Here is an 18,465-nt window from a genome sequence, read left to right as displayed (position 1 = left end):
TAATGAAACCATAAAAGAATCGATTGATAATCAAAGCATTGTTTTCACGGATAAAAGCACATCATACGTTGATATTTCAGATTTTGTTGAACTTCATATCACCGAAAAATCTGATAAAGAAACTACCAACGAAACCTTAAAATGGGTTCACATCACCATCAGCAATGCTAAAAGAAATCTATTGGGAAATTATCATAAAATCAAAAGAAAATATCTTCAATTGTATCTCAACGAATTTATTTACAAACTAAATCGAAGATATTTCGGAGACAAACTATTCGAAAGGCTCATTATTGCTAATATTACAGCAGTATGATTAAAAACGGATATACATAATTCTTTTTAATTTCAACCACATTAAAACTGTATTGAGATTTATCATCTTCGAGAGTTAAAATTAAACCTGGCAGCCCACAAAAAATATAAGGGCCGTCACTGATAGGGATGTCAGGCGTAAACCAGGCAGTCCAATCTCTTCCACCATAATTGACAGTCGCTTTTTGAACATTATAAATCGTAGTTTTCTTTTTTTCTGGCAAAATATTCCAATTCAGTTTTTCATCGATCAAAAGTGAAAAATTCATTTCACCATTCGTAATGATTTTTTCTGCCTTATTATTTAACAGATCTTTTTTTATATAATATTGATTTTCAAATCCATTGCTGTTGAGGGAGTGTCCGTTATTCATTTTTAAGGAATCACCGTTTTTGTCAATCAGTTCTCTGAAAATAGATTGATTATCTACAAAATCCAAAACCATTATTTGCGGTTTATAATGTTGTAAGCCTAATTCTGTTTGACTAATTGTGGAATAGGTCACAGATAATTTTTGTGAAAACAAAAATGAAGAAATCAGCAGTAGAAAACAGGTAGATAATCTCATTCTGGATGGAAAGTTTAATGGTCAAGGTTAATCATATACCAATTGACCTGATAGGGATATTTTTCATAAGGAGAATCGCCTTCGTTAAAGGTATAACCTTCATCAAAATGTTTTTTTGCTAATCGGGCACTGGCTGTATATTTTGAATAATCATGATCAATTTTGTAGTGATTCAGAGCGATGTAATACTCAGCATCTGAGAAATGGGGCTGAAGTTGCAGGGCTTTGTTCAGCTCGCTTGCTGCGCTCTTATAATCCCTTTTTTCATAAAAAATAATCCCCTTGTAAAAATAGCAAAGCGGCGAAACAAGTTCTTCGCCAGCCTGTTTTTTTGTCTTGTCAATTTCCAGCTGCATAAAGTAGAGAGCCTTATCATAACCGTTGAGTTGGAGGTAACACAATGATTTATAAAAATCGTAGGAGTGGTCATTTTGTATCCCGTCTCCGGATTCATCAGTGGCAGCGTTTAAATCTTTTAGGGCATCTGAATAATTTTTAGAAAAAATACATTGAAGAAAACCCCTTCGTCCCAAATATTCGCTTCTGTTGTATTGGACAGCTTTATCATAGCTTTTCAAAGCTAATTCGTATTTTCTCATTTTCCATAAGGGCAAAGCTTTGTGATGCCAAAAAACGGCAATTGTAGAGTCCTCTTTTAGTCCTTCAGTGATGCAGTCTTCCCAACCTTGCGCCAGGTAATGAAAGTGGTAAGCGCATTTTTTGGTGTATTTTTCAACCAGAGAATCTTGCTGGGCAGTCTGGGCAAAAGACAGGCAAAATAAACTCAAAACAAATAAAACATATATTTTCTTCATTAGATACAAAAATGATCATAAACTGATGGACAAAGGATCTGGTACAAACTGGGTGGCTGAACACTTCCTGTCGTTTTTAGGCCACTCATTCCAATACTTTGTTCAGCTAACTAAAATACGAATACTTTTTGACCTTTATGCTTTGTTCTCTTAAGGTCATTACTTTTTGTTATTTATAGTTGTTAAAATGACGGATTTTTTGTCAATCCGTTGGGAAGGCGGTGCCATTTTTTTCACAGAATGGTCGCCATTCAAGGAGTTATAGGAACCAAATGCCGGAGGTTAATAATTCTTGATGTATTGGTTATACATGTGGATACTTAGTTGTCTCAGCAATTGGTTATCTTCAGGGTTTTCACCGTCTGCTGTAAAAAACTCCACCTGATTATTGGATTTGGAGTACCATACTTTATGCAGCGAGGCCTCTGTAATGGTGTCAGGCCTGGTGATTTTTTGAAAATACTTGAGCTGCCCGTTATGGATTGGGATAACTTTAAACTGGACCAACAGGTGCGCCTCGGTAGGTATAAATCGTTCACCATTCCAATGTATATAATATTCCTGCAAGTCTGGTTGATTTTGGACGTATTGTTCTGCAATGCTGGAACGTGCGTCTTTTTGTTTCTGATCAGGATACGGGTGGGGATAATGGGCATATCCCAATTAAAAAGTAATTAATTGCTTCAGGCGAAAGGTATCTTTCGCCTATTTTTTTTAAATTCGAAGAAAAACTAATTTGAAAGAGTTTGTCCTTTTAAGCTTACTGGTTCTGTTTTCTTCTTGTTCAAAAAAACAAACGGATATAGAGATCCCCAATTCATATTATGACAGGGCTTTTGAGTGCCTGGGACGGGATGAGTATAAGGAGGCTTTTATCAATTTCAATCTTGCAAAGGATGTTTTCATCAGGCACAAAGACAGTTTTGATGCGGCAAAATGCCTTACCAATATGGCAATCGTGCAGGAAAAAATAGGGGATAACTTTGGTAGCCAGGAGACAGGTTTGTCTGCCATCAGCTTCTTCGATGAAAAAAATGCGGCCCATCAGCAATATATTATCGCAAATTATAACAACCTGGGTCTATCGAATTACAACCTGAAAAATTATAAAAAAGCACTGTTGTTTTTTGATAAGGCTTTGGCACTGGTTCAGGATTCTCTCAGCAGACAAATAACGCTCAATAACAAAGCCAACACCTATCGGGAACTGAAAGAATATGATAAGGCATTAAAACTCTACAATACTATTCTAAAGGAGACTCGTAAAAACAATGTAGAATACGCCAGGACGCTCACAAATCTTACGGTCACAAAATGGCTCCAAAACCCCAACTATAATCCTGTGCCCCGGCTGCAACAGGCTTTGCACATCCGATTAAGAGAAAAGGACAATTGGGGGCTTAATTCCAGCTACGCGCATCTCGTGAATTATTATGCCAAAACAAGGCCCGATTCAGCGCTTATCTATGCCAAAAAAATGTACCGGGTTTCAAAAGATATCCAAAGCCCGGATGATCAGATTGAAGCTTTGCAAAAACTGATTGCTTTGGAAAACCTGCAGAATTCCAGGCACTATTTCAAAGTGTATCAACAGCTCAACGATAGCCTCCAGACAGCAAGGAATGAAGCTAAAAACCAGTTTGCGCTAATCCGGTATGAAACCGAAAAAAATAAGGCTGACTTTCTGAAAACTAAAGCCGAAAGCATACAGCGGCAAAACCATATTGTAAAACAGTACTTGCTGATAGGCGCCATACTGTTGGTACTGGTGGCTCTGGTACTTTGGTTTAGAAGAAGGCAGAAACAGTTGCAGCAGGAAAAACTTCTGGAAGTTAAAAATACAGAGCTGATCTATTCAAAAAAAGTTCATGACAGGGTAGCCAATAAGATCTATCAGCTGATGTCGCAGGTAGAAAATAAGAAAGACATAGACCGGGACGCGCTGTTGTTTGGTTTGGAAAATGCCTACGAGACATCGCGGGATATTTCCTATGATAATAAAGATATCAATGAAAATCAGAATTACGCGGAACAGCTTTATACAATGCTGGTGTCTTACGCCTCAGATTCTGTAAAAATGATTTTCAACGGCAATAATGATAAGCTTTGGGAAGGGCTTAATTTCAGGGCCAGGACAGAAGTTTACCTGATACTGCGGGAGCTGATGACTAATATGAAAAAACACAGCCAGGCGGGTATTGTTTCGATAAAATTCGCCAGGGATAATGGCATCATCAATATCTCTTACACAGATAACGGCATCGGTATTGGTACGCTGTCTCCCAAAAGTGGTTTGCGCAATGTAAAAAACAGGATAGATACCATCAGGGGCACCATTATTTTTGATACAGGCACCAATAATCTCTTGAAAATCAATATGTCTTTCCCGGTTTGATAACCTCAATGCTCAGATCCATTCAGATACCTAAAAACTTGGTTTAGTTCCTGGATGTTGTTCAGCTCCTGGATTACAAATGATTAATTGATCAGGACTTAAACCAAATTACTTTTTATAATCCATTGGATTTTTAAAGATCAGTTCCTCCTTTTTCCCTTTGAGCTCAAATTTTTTGATAAGCAGGTTTCTTGCCAGGGTGCGGAAAAACTGGTCTTTGTCACAGAACTTCCAGTAGGCGTCCTGGTGGATGATTCTTGGCGGCCGAATACAGTCAAAGGTGGTTTCCCAATGGTCTTCATCATGGTAAAATTCAATAATGCCACAGTGGTCGGGGATCTCATCGTGATCTACCATACCCATAGGGATTAAGAAACTGAACTGGTTGCAAATGTAATCGCCGCAGCTTATTTTATCATGCTTCAGAAACTGTTCTCTGGTCTTTTGGTTGGTATAAAATTTTTTAAAGTCATTCCTGAAATCGGATTTGGATAACTTGATTTCAATCTCATGGCTCTGGCCATCCTGGCCGATTAACAGTATATCTGCTTCCCAATCGGAATGGAAATAATTGGTCAGCACCAATTCTTTTTCAAAATCGCAGTGGGTATTGATATAGGCATGTACCAGTTCCTCTATTTTCAGCATGCTTTTTCTGGTTAATAATTACGGACAGTAATATGGTAACAGCTCTGATGTTTTTCTTTGATGTAAAAAATCCGGCCCAGATTCTTATAATGTTCCAATACTTTCTCCAGCTCTTTTTCCAGCCCGGTATTGATTTTTAGATTGTTGTCAAACCGGACATAGGAGATGTCAAACGCGGCGCCATAATTATGGGAACTGATTCCCAGTGAGGCATTCCTGTTGACTTTGCGCAGCCTGCACTGGTCCTCCAGGGTCCTGGTAACAGAAGAAACGACAAAAAAACTTTTGGTACGCGTCGCAAACCGGCTGCCCATAGCCTCCAGAAGTGTTTTGGCTTTTTTTACAAGGTAAGGGCGGCTGTGTTCCAGGATTTGCAGGCGGTAACCTCTGGATTTTTTCTTGATACGTTGCAGTTGGCCGCTGGCGAGGTACTTGTCCATAGATCTTCCGTTTTCCAGGATAGCAATGCCAAAGCTTTGTGATGCCAACAGGTGGGGCTTATAAAGAGGGCTGGCTTCTACCTTCAGTACGGTCTTTAGGTCGTAGCATTTCTGTGATTTTAAAAATGAAAAACTGAATAATAATATCAATACAAAAAATCTCATTGTACTTTTTAATCTATTTATGATACCAATAGGCTGCAACCCCTGATGTCGGAATGGTCAATCCTTCCAAGAACCTGAAAGCACTGGTGGAGCGCGCCATTAGTGGCAGGGTAGCAACGGCCCAGGTCCTGCGTGGCAATAAAGGCGCAGGAATGAAGGTTGGCAAGGTCTATAATATTAATAGCGCCGGTTTTGCCCGCGTCCATATAAGAGAAGGGGTCCTCTGTATTCCGGATCAAAACCTGCATCCAGTTAGGCGGGTTGTAGATATTTTGGCCTAAAGAATAAGCCTGCGACAGCAGTTCAGTCATAGAGTATTCTGAATAGATTTTGTCTGTCGAAAAGCCTTTTTGGAGGATTGTAAGAAGTTCGTCTTTGGTCATTTCTGCCTTACGCCCTTTCATGCCGCCGGTTTCGATGACAATAAGTTGGTCGGATGGCGCTATCGCCTGAGAATGCTTGTCGCAGTAATCCAAAAAATCAAGCAACGCGAAGGACACGCCAAACAGGATCACTTTTTTGTTGCTGAGCTTGTTTAGTAATTCGGAGAGTTCCTGATGATTATAGAGAAAATAGCCGTTCTCTGCTTTTCCGGATTTCGTCATCAGGTAATCAACCATATAAATTAATGACGAATGCGGATTTTCTGAATAATTGGGTAAAAGCCCCAGGAATATATAATCTTCCGGTTTACCGATAAACTGACTGAAACTGGCATAGATACTGGCTTCATACAGATCAAAATCGGCGATATAATGTTTGGAACGCGTCATTTGTGTGGTGCCCGAACTCTGGAAATAGGATCCGGCGGTATGCTTATTATCCAATACCAGATGGTTTTTGAACATCTCAATGGGTAAAAAAGGGATGTCTGTGCTTCGCCTGACATCATCAGGACGGATATGCAGGTAATCGACAAACTGCCTGTAAATATCAATATGGCTATACTGGTAGTTAAAGGTCTCCAGACAAGCCTCTTGGAAATCATTTTCGGTTTTTATATCAAAAATTGATGTCTTCATTTTTATTAATCATTTTACATCTTCATGCTCCGTATGTCTTAAGGGCAAAACTGTTGCCGTCAAAAACACCGTAAGTAAAATACGATATCCAGTCGCCCAGGTTCACATATTTGGAGTCTGGTGAGAGATCCAGAACCATAGGCAGATGGCGGTGTCCGTATACAAAGTAATTGATCTTCTCCGTTTTCAGTTTCTCTTTGGAGTAAAGGATCAGGAACTCTTTGTCCTCACCCAGGAACTGTTTATCTTCATCACCGGAGATCATTTTGTTTTTCTGCGACATATAATTGGCAATGCGCATGGCAATATCCGGGTGCAGCCATCGGAAGGCCCATTGTGCAAGCGGATTGGTAAAGACTTTTTTCATCCTTTTGTAACCTTTGTCACCAGGTCCCAGGCCATCGCCGTGAGCCAGCAGAAACTGCCTGTTGTTGATTTCAAAATATTGTTTTTCAAAAAAAACGGGTATACCCAATTCTTCCTGGAAGTAATTCTTCATCCACAGATCGTGGTTGCCAACAAAAAAGTAGATCTCAATCCCCGCATCTTTCAGCTCTGCTATTTTCCCCAGTACCCTTATGTAGCCTTTTGGGACCACATACTTCCACTCATGCCAGAAGTCAAAAAGGTCGCCCATGAGAAAGATAATCTGCGCATCTGCTTTGATCTCATCCATCCAGCGGATAAAGCGGTCTTCACGCTTTCTGCTTTCTGTGGCATTGGGGATTCCAAAGTGCTGATCAGATGCAAAGTACACTTTCTTGCCGGGGTCAAGGTTTACTTTAGTCATTTGTAATCTGTCGTTTAGTCAAAGTTATTGCGTTCGTCGTTTTTGTCACGGCGGTCGTAGATCCACAAACCAATAATAAATGCGACAGCCGATACAGCAGCGGTTAACAGCGCTCTGTAAAGTTTATCCGGAGCATCATTTCCTACATAATTCATCAGGAATATGATGATAAACGTAATGATGCCAAACAGTATATATTTCGGGTTTTTAAAATTCATCAGTTTAATTTGTATGAGATCATGACACCCCCTTTAAAGGGTAAAAATTCGCCGCTTCTGTTTAATTCCCGTCCCATAGAGTCGCCTTCGGTATCGTAGCGGTCACCACTGATTTTATCGTAGCCTTTATAAAAACTTTGAACCGTACCAACCCCAAGGTATACATCAATATTCCATCTGTCATTGACCTGAAACTGATAACCGCCTACACCGCCAAGAATAAAAGAATAGCCTTTCTCATACAGATTGGACGAGATATAGGGTGTAACCGTTCCATCTTTGTGAACATAAATATTATCGTTCCAGTAGTTCCATTTATGGAGGTTGAAAACTGAAAAACCCAGGCTGGCACCTACATACCAGTGCTTAAAGGCTTCATCGAAGTAATAACGGCCTTCTGCAGAAGCAATGCCGAGCAAAGCATTATGTCCGGCAAATGATTTCCATGGGGAGACAAATAATTCAGCCTGTCCCGTAATATGGTCGGTAAAACTGTGTTCTACAGCCACGTTGATCATCCCTATAGGTAAAAACAAAGCATTGGCCTTGATATAAGTATCATTCTTCTGTGCAAAAAGGCTTGCTGCGATGCTGCTAAAGCCCAGTAAAAAAAGTCGCTTCATTATTACTTCTTGTTCATTATTTCTATCATTTTACCGGCATCTCTGTTTTCTTCTCGGGCAAAATTAGCGGCTGCACCGGCAAACATCTTGGCTTCTTCTTTTTTGCCTAATTTATCATATAAGGATGCCAGTATGCTTGTAGAGGTATAATTTTCTCCTGCCATCACGGCTTTTTCTGCCCAGCGGGCTGCGGTCTGCAGCGAAGAGGGGTTTTTAACGCCATCATTAAAAATGCTTGCAGCTGTCAGTAATTCTGAATTATTAAATTCATCTGGGTTTTTATAATATTCCAGGGCTGTTTTTTCGTAAGCTGCATAGTTTTGATGCGCTGCATAATAATTCAGTTTATAGATATTAAGGCTTTTGATAAGATCGTCTTTTGGGAGCAGTCCTGCGCCTTCCCGTAAAATTTTGCCATCATCAATCGTTCCTGTTTTATCATCGGTGGCAGATTTTACAAGCTGAACCAGCTGTAGGTAGTGGTCAAACTGGGTATATTTTTCTTCCGGCAGCAGTGCTGTAATACCTGCTTTGTTATTTTTAAAAACCTTATAGTTTTTGTCTTCTGTTGATTGTGTAAAGTTGAGAAGCGTATTGACCTCTTCTGGGGAAAATACATGGTCTTTTTTATTTTCAAAATACTTCTCCGAAGCTTGTTTGGCTAATACAGGATCTTTGGAACCATACAGCTCAATAAACTGCAGAAGCGTGGGCTGATCCAGTTTACCTTTGATAAATTCTTCTTTCAGATTGGTATTCACCAGTTGTGGGTTGTTATTTTTCTTCCCGAGTTCCAAAAACTCTGCTGTCTGGATATAGCCCAGTTCTTTGCCTACAATGTCACCGTCCTGATTAAGAAAAAGCAGGGTCGGGTAACTCCTGATACCATATTTGGCTGCCAGCTCCCGGCCTTCGCCTTTTTCCATGTCAAAATGGGCATTGATGAAGTTTTTGTTGTAGTAATCAGCCACAGTTTTGTCGGTGAAAACATTGCGCTCCATTAGTTTGCAAGGGCCGCACCATGAGGCGTAAGCATCCAGGAATATCAGTTTTTTTTCCTGTTTGGCTTTGCTGAGAATGGTGGCAAAGTCGCTGTTTTCAAATTGGATGCTTTGCTGCGAAAAAGCCAGCTGAGATAGTATTAATAAAAAGAAAAATGATGCTTTCCTCATTGTTTTTTCTGAAAATCAAATTATCTTGCGAAGATAGCCATTATATAAGAATTGACAGAATATGGAATTGAAAGTTTTAATTTTTTAACTTTGCAAATCTCAGAATTAGACTTCTGGGCAAAAATGAGAAGGATTGAAGTTTATGCTGAAGGTTCTTAAGAACTGGAAACTGCAGCCCGACTTGAGCGGAGCTCTTTTTCTTTTTTGTGAAAAAAGAAAAAAGCGGGAGCGGAAGGCGGATCAAGCTGCCCAAATAATATTATTGAAATTAAAATATGAGGAAACTAGCCTTGCTTTTTACAAAAGATGGTTTGCAGTGGCAGATTTCGAAATCCAGAAAAGTGCTGGAAGAGAAAATCTTTTTGAAAGGTGAAGAGACACCAGATAACCTGGTAGAGGAAAAACTGACAGAGGTTTTGGCTTCTGAGAAATTTTCTGACATTTTTGTAATCTCTGCAATTAATCATTTTTCTATTGTAGAACAGGGTTTTGAGCGGCATGACCTGGGCTATAATCTGATTGCTTATAATGCGGATATACAGAAAGATGAAGAGGAACTGATGCTGTCGGTTAATAAAAAATTTGGGATTCAGTTTTATTACAGTTTCCCGAAGGTGTATTACCAGAAGATAAAAGCACTGGATGTGCCGGTGCATTTCAATTTTTCCGGTGAAAGATTTCTGAACTCGCTGGTTGTTAAAAACAAAAAGGAGGTTCATGTTAATCTCTATCATCAGCAGGCTGAGTTTTTTGCCATAGAAAACAAAAAAGTGATCCTTTACAACAACCTGGATGCGGCTTCGGAAGTAGATTTTCTTTATTTTATCATGTTTACGCTAAGTAAAATAGATTTTGGGATTACCGAGACTTATTTTTATATTTACGGAGAGACGACAGAGAATGAGACTTTTATCTCGGAGATGCAAAAGTTTGTCCCTAACCTGAAAATCGTTTTCGATAATTTGCATAAGAAGAATTTTGTGCTTGCTTAATTTTCCAACCACAAAAGGCACAAAAGAATATTCAAAAAAAATAAAAACCCGAAAGTTCAAAAAATAATAAGTTTTACTTTTTGAATATTTTCAAAACTTAAAATTTAAAAAAAGCTTTTGTGACTTTTGTAGTTCATCAAAGTATTTGAATTTTTTCAACAATAAAATAATGTATAGAATCATATCCGGAAAATGGAAGGCCAAGAAAATTGCGGCACCCAAGAACTTTGATGTAAGACCAACAACAGACTTTGCAAAAGAAGCTTTGTTTAGCATCGTAGAAAACAAATACGATCTGGAGTTTTGCTCTGTCTTGGATCTGTTTGCGGGGATCGGATCTATCACTTTGGAGTTTGCATCCAGAGATTGCAAAGATATTACGGCTGTAGAGCTCAACCCAAAACACGCAGGATTTATCAATTCTACTGCTCAGGAATTAGATATGGGGCTTCAGGTCAATGTTCAGCGGGCTGATGTCTTTGACTGGCTGAAAAGAAAGAGGAATCATGAGAAAAAATATGATATCATCTTTGCTGATGCTCCTTTTGAAACAGATGAAAGTAAGTATAATGAACTGATTGACCTGGTTCTGAATAACGGATTGCTGAAACCAAACGGCGTTTTGATTGTGGAACACCAGAGTAAGCAGAAATTCCCGCATCAGACACTCAAAGATACCCGAAAATACGGTAATGTGAGCTTTTCCTTCTTCGAAAATCTACAGCAACCGGAGTAATCGCAGACGTTAAAATTTCTTAAAAATTTGGAATTCAGCCATATGGATTATACTTTTGAAAAGTAATTAACCAATCCAACGTGTATGAAGGGTCTTAAAATCAAGTTTTTGAGTATTGTAGTGGTGTTATTATTTTCTGTAAAAACATCCGCACAGAGTTCTTATATCAATCAGTATAAAACGCTTGCATCAGAACTTTCTCAGGAATTTGGGATCCCTACCGCAGTCATACTTTCTATTGCTTATGTGGAGACGGGCGGCGGTAACAGCAAGACCAGCCAGGTTCTTAATAATCACTTTGGGATGGTGGGTAAAAATACCGTTAACAGTTCCCGGTTCAAGAGCTTTTCTGACGCCAAAGAGTCTTTTCGCTCGTTTTGCCAGATGATTACCCGAAAAAAATATTATATGAAGCTTAAAGGTAACTTCAATCACACCGAATGGGTTTCTGCCATTGCATCTGCGGGATATTCTACAAAACCGGAAGAGTGGAAAAAGAAAATCAATCAGGTGATTAACAGGTTTGGTTTGTAGCAAGATATTTTCAGCTTAAAAACAATTTCTAACTTTTCAGTACTAAATTCTAAAGATTAAAATGTAAAATATAATTTCTTTTCAGACAATTTTCTGCGGACAGCCTTGTCTGCTATTGTTCCATCTTAAAAAAGAAATTATGTTAATCTTACAGGATATATCCTATCAGCATCCTAATAGAGATGTCCTGTTTTCGGACATCAATCTTACACTTAATTCTCAGGAAAAAATCGCTTTGATCGGAAACAACGGTTCCGGCAAATCGACTTTGCTTAAAATAATTGCCGGCGAATTACAGCCTAAAACAGGTTTTATAAAATCAGATTCCAACGTTTACTATATTCCTCAAATCTTCGGTCAGTTCAATAATTACAGTATTGCAGAAGCTTTAGGAATCGATAAAAAACTGAATGCCCTAAAGGAAATTCTAAATGGTTCCGTAAACGAGGAAAATATGGAAGTCCTGAATGACGACTGGAGCATCGAGGACAGAATCAAAGAAGCTTTCACTTATTGGAATATTCCCGATTTTCATTTAAATCAGAAACTGGAAAACCTGAGTGGCGGACAAAAAACTAAATTATTTCTCGCCGGGATGATGATTCATCAGCCGGATTTGATTCTAATGGATGAACCGACGAATCATCTGGATTTAACAAGCAGGAATTTGCTTTATGATTTCATCAATTCAACTTTTAAAAGCCTGCTCATTGTGAGCCACGACAGAGTTTTGCTCAATCTCCTGGATAAAACCTGCGAGCTTAATAAAAACGGAATTTCGGTTTATGGTGGTAATTATGATTTCTATTCTGAACATAAAAAAATAGAACAAAATGCGCTTGAACAGAATATCGAAAACCGCGAGAAAGAACTGAAAAAAGCTAAAGAGAAAGAACGGGAAACGATTGAAAGGCAAAATAAATTAGATGCCCGGGGAAAGGGAAAGCAGGAAAAATCGGGCGTTTCCCGCATTATGATGAACACGCTCCGCAACAAAGCAGAAAACAGCACCTCAAAACTGAAATCTGTTCATTCGGGAAAAATTGACAGCATCAGAGAAAATCTTCATACCTTGAAAGATAATCTTTCGGGCGTTGATAAGATGAAAATCAATTTTGATAATTCTCAACTGCACAAAGGGAAAATTCTGGTCAAAGCGGAACAAATCAATTTTAATTATAATCAGGAAAATCTTTGGAAAAATAATCTTGATTTTCAGATTATAAGCGGTGAAAGGATTGCAATAAAAGGTGGCAACGGCTCTGGAAAAACGACTTTGATAAAACTGATTTTAGGCGAGATTAATCCAACTTTTGGAGAGATTTATTTATCTGAAAAGAAAACAATTTACATCGACCAGGAATTAAAAATGAACTTTCGGTTTATGAACAGGCACAAAAATTCAATATCAGGAATCTCGAAGAACACGAGATTAAAACCATTTTAGCACGTTTCTTTTCTATAAAAATGATTGGGACAAAAAATACGAATTCCTTAGCGGTGGCGAAAAACTGAAGCTAATGCTGTGTTGCCTTTCCATACAGAATATTTCTCCGGATATGATAATCTTGGATGAACCAACCAATAATCTGGACATCCAGAATATAGAGATTTTGACATCTGCCATCAATGATTACGCGGGAACTTTGATAGTTGTTTCTCACGACAATCGGTTTTTGGAAGACATCAATATCAATAAAACCATTTCATTATAAAAAAACGCCTCGGAGTCATTTCGAGGCGTTTCCTTTAAACTAACTTTGCAAGATAAATTTCTGCAGGTTTTTCTAATAAATCGGGCACTTTTTCTGCAAAATTCTTGATGTAAGGTTGCTGATTGTGGGCATTCAAACCTTCTTGGTTTTTCCATATCTCGTGAAAGATGAATACTGTTTCGTCATCAAGACATTGCTGTAATTCGTATTTTTCGCAAGCGCTTTCTTTTCTCGTATTAAGAACCATATCATCAAGAATTGTTTTAAGTTCCTTGATTTTTTCTTTTTTTGATTTTAAAATTGCAGTTAAATAGATTGACATTTTGATATATTTTTTAATGCAAAGGCGCAAAAGTTAAACTAAAAATTACTTATAAAGATCGCAAAATTTCACTTTGCAACTTATAAGATTTTTAAAGAATAAAAAACTTGTGCCTTTGCGATTAATTATTTTTGTCGATAGAATTCAACACTTTCAGATCCTGAGTTTCCAAAACCTTTTTCAGGTAATTTTTATATTCAATCTCATAATGATCGATCCGCTCTTGGGTTGCGCCTTTTTCCAAATCGTGGAAATGGAAACTTCCCAAATGCGACATTCCTGTAAAGGCATTCATCCTGTGAAAACCAAACAAAACACCATCATCTACAGAATGTTGATTAAAGAATTCACCTTCCAAAGTAAAAGCAGTTTCCGGCGCATTCCAGCTGGTTGTGACTAAATATTTTTTCCCGTGCATCAGACCGCCGGTTCCGTAATTAATGGCTGGGTTCACTCTGGATCGGCCGTCATTTTTATAAATCCCATTGTTGTGGCCGGCCGTGAAAACTTCATCAATATAAAACTTCAGCCGATTCGGAACCTGAAACCACCAAATCGGAAAATGGTAAACGACTGCATCTGCCCATTTAAAATTTTCTACTTCCTGCATTGGGTCAAAATCATCATTGATATTGGTAATTCTGACTTCAAAGTTTTCTTTTTCTAGAACTTCCTTCGTCCAGTTGGTAACGGTTTTGTTGAATGTGCCGCCGGAATGTGCAAAGGTCTGCCCACCGTTGATGATGAATATTTTTTTCATTAATCTTAAATTTATAATGCAAAATTCCGAAAGAAAAATGGATTATAAAAATAATATAAATTATATATTTGCATTATAATTATGATGTAAAATGATAAATCTGGAATGGCTCAGAACTTTTAAAAGTGTCTATGAAACGCAGTCTTACACCAAGGCTGCAAAAGAATTATACATTTCTCAACCGGGCGTCAGTCTTCATATCAGTTCACTGGAAGCTTATGTTGGTTATTCTTTGTTTGAGAGGATTTCTAAAAAACTGATTCCGACGGAGAAAGCAAAAATCCTTTATAACTTCACTCTGGAACCGCTTCTTAAACTTGAAACTGCAGAGCAAACGTTCCATAAAACTACAAAAACAGAGCGGGCAACGGTAAGTATTGGGATGTGTTTTGAGACCTTTCAGTTCACTTTGGAAAAGCACATTCCGAGCTTTGATTTTAATGTGATTATCCGTTTTGGGCTTTATGAGCAGATGTTTTCTGATTTGGATAACGGCTTGCTTGACCTGATTATCACACCAAGAAAAACCAATCTTAAAAAACTGAATTTCGAAGCTTTTTCTAAAGAAAAAATAGTCCTTGTCAACGGAACCGGCACGGACACTTCCGAATTCAAAAAATTAATTAAAACCAATAAAATTGAAGAAGCTGAAACCTGGCTGAAGCAGCAAATCTGGTACAGCACAGCGGCAGATATGGATCATCTGAATAATTTTTGGAAAGCTAATTTTAACCGTCATCCGGACTTCAAACCAAATTATATTGTTCCGAATATATGTTCAATTGTCCGCTGCCTCAGCGGAAACTCTGGATTCTCGATCATCCCGGATTTTCTGTGCAAAAAAGAGATTGCAAACGGTGGGATAGAAGTTGCGTGGGAAGGCCAAAACAAAATCGAAAACACGCTCTATTTTGGTGAACGCACAAAGAATATGGTCCAGAATGAGATTGATGATATCAAAAACATTTTCAGAAATGAGAATTTCTAAAGAGCTTTCAGTTCCAGATCTATTGTTTTCCCGAAGAATTTTTTGGATATTTTCTCAAAATTTTTCGTGAGGTCAGACAAGTAGAATTGAAAAGTGGGCTGGTGGTTCTCTTCGTTCAGCAGATGATGTTTGTCCAGAATCATTTTCAGTTGATTGGCAACGATATTAGGCGAATCGATCACACGAACTCTGTTTCCGTAATACTGTTTGATTTCGTCAATCAGCAGCGGATAATGGGTACAACCTAAAATTAAGGTCTCGATGTTTTTTAATTTGCTGTTGCTGAGGTAATTATAGATGATGGCGTGGGTGATCGGATGGTTTTTAAAACCTTCTTCGATGGCCGGAACCAAAAGTGGCGTCGCCAGTTCATCAACTTTGATAAACTTATTATGCTTGCGTATTGACTTTTTATAAAGCCCGGAATTCACCGTGGCTTTGGTGGCAATTACCCCCACATTGTTATGGATCTCGTAGGCTACTTTTTCTGCAACAGGATTAATCACATCTATCACGGGTACACTGCCTGCGACAAGGTCTTTGACTTCCTGCAAGGCATTGGCTGTTGCAGAGTTGCAGGCAATTACAATCGCTTTACAGTTCTTTTCCAATAGGAAACTCGTTATTTTTGCAGAGTAACCGACGATAGCTTCGCGCGATTTTTCACCATAAGGCAAATGCTTGGTATCGCCAAAGTAGATAAGGTCTTCGTTGGGCAGCAGGCGTTTGATTTCTTTAGCTACGGTAAGTCCACCAACGCCGGAGTCAAAAATCCCGATTGGCTGATTGGCTGTAAGATGCGAGTAATCGGCTTTTTTCTTTTTCAAGTGATAATCTTTTGTCTATTAGTTTCAACGCAAAGTCCGCAAAATTTTTTGCCTGTTACAATTTTTTTAAATCCGCAAGGTCGTAAAACTCAGCAAAAAATAAGCTTTACAAAAATAAGGAAATTTCTAATGTTGTTGACATTCTGAACAAAACAAAGTGCAGCGAATAATCATAATTAATTTCTCAAAAAAACTTAAGCAATTTTACAATACTTCGTAAAATTTCATTCTGAATAACTGCCACTAAATTTCTTCTAAACCAGAAATAAATCACTCGCAATCCCGTCCGCTAAAAACCAATGTTTTTCAGGGATTTTGAGGAAATTATTTTCAATTTTCAGGATTCCGGATTGCAGTTTTGGTTTGATTTCTTTGTTAAGATAATCGATTATTTCTGAAGAAAAATTCTGATTGATTTTATTTAAATCTACACCCCAGATTGTCCTTAAACCAATCATCATCATCTCATTAAACCGGTCTTTTTCAGAAAGAATTTCGGTTTCTTTTGGGAGAATATTCTGGTTCAGGTTTTTGATATAGATTGGATTATTGGCGATATTCCAGCTTCTTTCATTGCTTCCGTTATACGAATGCGCAGACGGCCCCAATCCCAGATACGGCTCATATTTCCAGTAGGCAGAGTTATGTTTTGAGTGAAATCCGGATTTCCCAAAATTGGAGATTTCATAATGGTCAAATCCGTTATCTTTCAGAAAATCAGTCATATAGTAGAACTCCTGATTTTGCTCTGTTTCTTCCGGAGAATTGACTTTACCTTTCTCAATCCATTTTTCCAAAGCGGTTTTTGGTTCCACGGTCAAAGCGTAAGAGGACACGTGCGGAACTTGCAGTTCAATCGTTTTGTTGAGGTTTTCTTTCCAAATTCCCAAATTAGATGTTGGTGAGCCATAAATCAAATCAATACTGATGTTTTCCAGCCCAGAATCCTGTGCTCTTTTAATTGAGCTTTCTGCTTCAGAAGCGTTGTGAGCACGATTCATCAGTTTCAGGTCTTCATCAAAAAAACTTTGCGTACCGATGGATAAGCGGTTAATTTCGGTTTGGGATAATGCTTTAACGAAATTTTTATTAAGGTCATCGGGATTGGATTCCAGTGTAATCTCTATATTTTCATCAAAACTGAAATATTTTTGGATCTCATCCATCAGAGATTGGATGTCATCAACGCTCAAAACAGAAGGTGTGCCGCCTCCAAAATAGAGTGATTTCAGCGTTTTGTTTTCCAGTTCCTGATGCCTGAGTTGGATCTCTTTTTTTATTGCCAAAAGCATGTCATCTTTCAAAGAAAACGATGTTGAAAAATGGAAGTTACAATAGCTGCACTTCTGCTTGCAAAAAGGGATGTGAAGGTAAATCATAATGGATAATCGATAATTGATAAAAAAACAAACCTACCGTAAAATCTTTTATCAATTATTAGGCATCGTCTATCTGTAGCGGAAACCTCTGCTGTTAATAAAATTATTAATATTAAATCCTACAGAAAGCATAAAACTGTTACCAAAATTTTCTGTCAGTTCTGACACGCCAAAGTTATAAACGGCACCAAAAGTGAATAGCCCTACACGTCCTTTGATAACTGGTGATAAGCCAAGGTTTTGACTGCCAACAGCGGACTTGGCACTTCTGAAGCTGACGCCGGCAGAGAAAAGGTCTTCTTCCCCAAATACTGTTGCCATCACATTATAATCCATAATTCGGGAAGAATTGGTATTCAGGTTCATCATAAGCGATGGTGTGAGAAAAATACCATCGGCAAAATGCCAGTCGTAACCTGCATTTAGGTAGAATTTGGTAGGAGAAGGCTCTATGCCGTTATCGATTGGTAATGTATTGCTTATAGGGATATCCATAACGGATAATCCTGCAAAAAAATGTCTGTACTTAACTGCTGTACCCAAATTGGCATAGGCAATAAAAATTGAATTGGTATTCTCTCCCAAAAGCGGATCTCCCTGCTGTTCCGGATGGATCTGGCTGTAATCGATATTCATATTGTACAGATTGGTTCCCACACCAAAAGAGAACTGGTCCCGGCGGTCTTCTTCATCAGAAAGCGGAATGAAATAGGATGCGCCAAGCGTAACGCCATTCGAAGATATAGGGCCATTCTGATCTCTGAAAAATGAAACACCGGCGCCTACACGGTCAAATATATTGGCGTGCAAGCCTACAGACTGCACGTTCGGCGATTCGCTTAATTTTGAAAACTGTTTTTGATAATTGAGGTTAACAACCACGTCATCTGTCTTACCCAACAAAGCCGGATTGAATAAAAAATCGCCATCAACCAGATATTGCTGATAGAAAGGCAAGGTTTCCTGCGCTTGTGACTTTGTGAAAAGTGGCACAGCCAGTAGTAACATTATTTTGTAAAAAGCGTCGATTTTCTTCACAG

23 protein-coding genes are annotated in these 18,465 nt (G+C 38.4%); 8 read left to right on the top strand and 15 right to left on the bottom strand.

What is annotated here, in order from left to right; translation table 11 throughout:
• Nucleotides 1–316 (top strand): IS1595 family transposase (locus B0B05_RS08385; protein WP_143745974.1); only part of this gene is annotated, 316 nt, incomplete at its 5' end.
• Here the strand turns inward: B0B05_RS08385 and B0B05_RS08380 are convergent.
• The 3 genes from B0B05_RS08380 to B0B05_RS08370 form a co-directional block, all read right to left on the bottom strand.
• Nucleotides 303–884, bottom strand: a complete 582-nt coding sequence (locus tag B0B05_RS08380; protein ID WP_076783211.1) for a GLPGLI family protein — start codon at nt 882–884, stop codon at nt 303–305. The genes B0B05_RS08385 and B0B05_RS08380 overlap by 14 nt on opposite strands.
• A gap of 14 nt (nt 885–898) precedes the next feature.
• Nucleotides 899–1,699: a tetratricopeptide repeat protein gene (locus B0B05_RS08375; RefSeq protein ID WP_076783210.1), complete on the bottom strand. Its 801-nt coding sequence runs from the start codon at nt 1,697–1,699 to the stop codon at nt 899–901.
• A gap of 282 nt (nt 1,700–1,981) precedes the next feature.
• Entirely contained in the window at nt 1,982–2,362 is a 381-nt protein-coding gene (locus B0B05_RS08370; protein WP_076783209.1) for a hypothetical protein, read from the bottom strand.
• Between the two features lie 73 nt (nt 2,363–2,435).
• Here B0B05_RS08370 and B0B05_RS08365 point away from each other — a divergent pair, with 73 nt between their 5' ends.
• Nucleotides 2,436–4,094, top strand: a complete 1,659-nt coding sequence (locus tag B0B05_RS08365; protein ID WP_084173910.1) for a tetratricopeptide repeat-containing sensor histidine kinase — start codon at nt 2,436–2,438, stop codon at nt 4,092–4,094.
• A 108-nt stretch (nt 4,095–4,202) separates the two neighbouring features.
• On the opposite strand, the gene B0B05_RS08360 is transcribed toward B0B05_RS08365, so the two are convergent.
• From B0B05_RS08360 to B0B05_RS08330, 7 genes are read right to left on the bottom strand one after another with little or no spacing between them, the layout of a single operon-like run.
• Nucleotides 4,203–4,742 (bottom strand): hypothetical protein, encoded by a 540-nt coding sequence (locus B0B05_RS08360; RefSeq protein ID WP_076783208.1) that lies wholly within the window; start codon nt 4,740–4,742, stop codon nt 4,203–4,205.
• An 11-nt stretch (nt 4,743–4,753) separates the two neighbouring features.
• Nucleotides 4,754–5,347 (bottom strand): DUF5715 family protein, encoded by a 594-nt coding sequence (locus B0B05_RS08355; RefSeq protein ID WP_076783207.1) that lies wholly within the window; start codon nt 5,345–5,347, stop codon nt 4,754–4,756.
• A gap of 17 nt (nt 5,348–5,364) precedes the next feature.
• Nucleotides 5,365–6,369, bottom strand: coding sequence for a LuxE/PaaK family acyltransferase (locus tag B0B05_RS08350; protein ID WP_076783206.1), 1,005 nt, complete (start codon nt 6,367–6,369; stop codon nt 5,365–5,367).
• A 22-nt stretch (nt 6,370–6,391) separates the two neighbouring features.
• Nucleotides 6,392–7,159 (bottom strand): UDP-2,3-diacylglucosamine diphosphatase, encoded by a 768-nt coding sequence (locus tag B0B05_RS08345; protein ID WP_076783205.1) that lies wholly within the window; start codon nt 7,157–7,159, stop codon nt 6,392–6,394.
• A 14-nt stretch (nt 7,160–7,173) separates the two neighbouring features.
• Nucleotides 7,174–7,377, bottom strand: coding sequence for a hypothetical protein (locus tag B0B05_RS08340; RefSeq protein WP_076783204.1), 204 nt, complete (start codon nt 7,375–7,377; stop codon nt 7,174–7,176).
• The gene (locus tag B0B05_RS08335) at nt 7,377–8,000 is read right to left on the bottom strand and encodes a DUF3575 domain-containing protein (protein ID WP_084173909.1); all 624 of its coding nucleotides are present in this window, start codon (nt 7,998–8,000) and stop codon (nt 7,377–7,379) included. Before B0B05_RS08335 ends, B0B05_RS08340 begins: the two co-directional genes overlap by 1 nt.
• A 2-nt stretch (nt 8,001–8,002) precedes the next feature.
• Nucleotides 8,003–9,172 carry a thioredoxin family protein gene (locus tag B0B05_RS08330; RefSeq protein ID WP_076783202.1) on the bottom strand — a complete coding sequence of 390 codons (1,170 nt, stop codon included), beginning with the start codon at nt 9,170–9,172 and terminating at the stop codon, nt 8,003–8,005.
• 275 nt (nt 9,173–9,447) lie between these two features.
• Between B0B05_RS08330 and B0B05_RS08325 the strand changes: the two genes are divergently transcribed.
• The 5 genes from B0B05_RS08325 (at nt 9,448) to B0B05_RS17105 (ending at nt 13,149) form a co-directional block, all read left to right on the top strand.
• A complete protein-coding gene (locus B0B05_RS08325) occupies nt 9,448–10,164 on the top strand; it encodes a DUF3822 family protein (RefSeq protein ID WP_076783201.1) in 717 nt (238 codons plus the stop codon).
• A gap of 169 nt (nt 10,165–10,333) precedes the next feature.
• Nucleotides 10,334–10,900: a 16S rRNA (guanine(966)-N(2))-methyltransferase RsmD gene (rsmD, locus tag B0B05_RS08320; protein ID WP_076783200.1), complete on the top strand. Its 567-nt coding sequence runs from the start codon at nt 10,334–10,336 to the stop codon at nt 10,898–10,900.
• Between the two features lie 84 nt (nt 10,901–10,984).
• Entirely contained in the window at nt 10,985–11,434 is a 450-nt protein-coding gene (locus B0B05_RS08315; protein ID WP_076783199.1) for a glucosaminidase domain-containing protein, read from the top strand.
• Nucleotides 11,435–11,573: 139 nt separating this feature from the next.
• Nucleotides 11,574–12,881: an ATP-binding cassette domain-containing protein gene (locus tag B0B05_RS08310; protein ID WP_317044125.1), complete on the top strand. Its 1,308-nt coding sequence runs from the start codon at nt 11,574–11,576 to the stop codon at nt 12,879–12,881.
• A 73-nt stretch (nt 12,882–12,954) separates the two neighbouring features.
• On the top strand, nt 12,955–13,149 hold the full coding sequence (locus B0B05_RS17105; RefSeq protein ID WP_317044124.1) for a hypothetical protein: 195 nt from the start codon (nt 12,955–12,957) through the stop codon (nt 13,147–13,149).
• A gap of 34 nt (nt 13,150–13,183) precedes the next feature.
• Here the strand turns inward: B0B05_RS17105 and B0B05_RS08305 are convergent, their stop codons facing one another.
• Nucleotides 13,184–13,471: a putative quinol monooxygenase gene (locus tag B0B05_RS08305; RefSeq protein WP_076783198.1), complete on the bottom strand. Its 288-nt coding sequence runs from the start codon at nt 13,469–13,471 to the stop codon at nt 13,184–13,186.
• 121 nt (nt 13,472–13,592) lie between these two features.
• Nucleotides 13,593–14,231: an NAD(P)H-dependent oxidoreductase gene (locus B0B05_RS08300; RefSeq protein WP_076783197.1), complete on the bottom strand. Its 639-nt coding sequence runs from the start codon at nt 14,229–14,231 to the stop codon at nt 13,593–13,595.
• A gap of 91 nt (nt 14,232–14,322) precedes the next feature.
• Between B0B05_RS08300 and B0B05_RS08295 the strand changes: the two genes are divergently transcribed.
• Entirely contained in the window at nt 14,323–15,219 is an 897-nt protein-coding gene (locus B0B05_RS08295) for a LysR family transcriptional regulator (RefSeq protein WP_076783196.1), read from the top strand.
• Here B0B05_RS08295 and murI read toward each other — a convergent pair.
• The 3 genes from murI to B0B05_RS08280 form a co-directional block, all read right to left on the bottom strand.
• A complete protein-coding gene (gene murI, locus B0B05_RS08290; RefSeq protein ID WP_076783195.1) occupies nt 15,216–16,046 on the bottom strand; it encodes a glutamate racemase in 831 nt (276 codons plus the stop codon). The two genes, B0B05_RS08295 and murI, sit on opposite strands and share 4 nt — an antisense overlap.
• A gap of 254 nt (nt 16,047–16,300) precedes the next feature.
• Nucleotides 16,301–17,425 carry a radical SAM family heme chaperone HemW gene (gene hemW / locus B0B05_RS08285; protein ID WP_076783194.1) on the bottom strand — a complete coding sequence of 375 codons (1,125 nt, stop codon included), beginning with the start codon at nt 17,423–17,425 and terminating at the stop codon, nt 16,301–16,303.
• Between the two features lie 69 nt (nt 17,426–17,494).
• Nucleotides 17,495–18,433, bottom strand: coding sequence for a PorP/SprF family type IX secretion system membrane protein (locus tag B0B05_RS08280; protein ID WP_076783193.1), 939 nt, complete (start codon nt 18,431–18,433; stop codon nt 17,495–17,497).
• Nucleotides 18,434–18,465: the final 32 nt, after the last annotated feature.

This window comes from Epilithonimonas bovis DSM 19482, from assembly GCF_900108115.1.
GTDB classification, from domain to species: domain Bacteria; phylum Bacteroidota; class Bacteroidia; order Flavobacteriales; family Weeksellaceae; genus Epilithonimonas; species Epilithonimonas bovis.
Note: the sequence above shows the minus strand (reverse complement) of the source record. Positions and strands in the feature narration are given on the sequence as shown.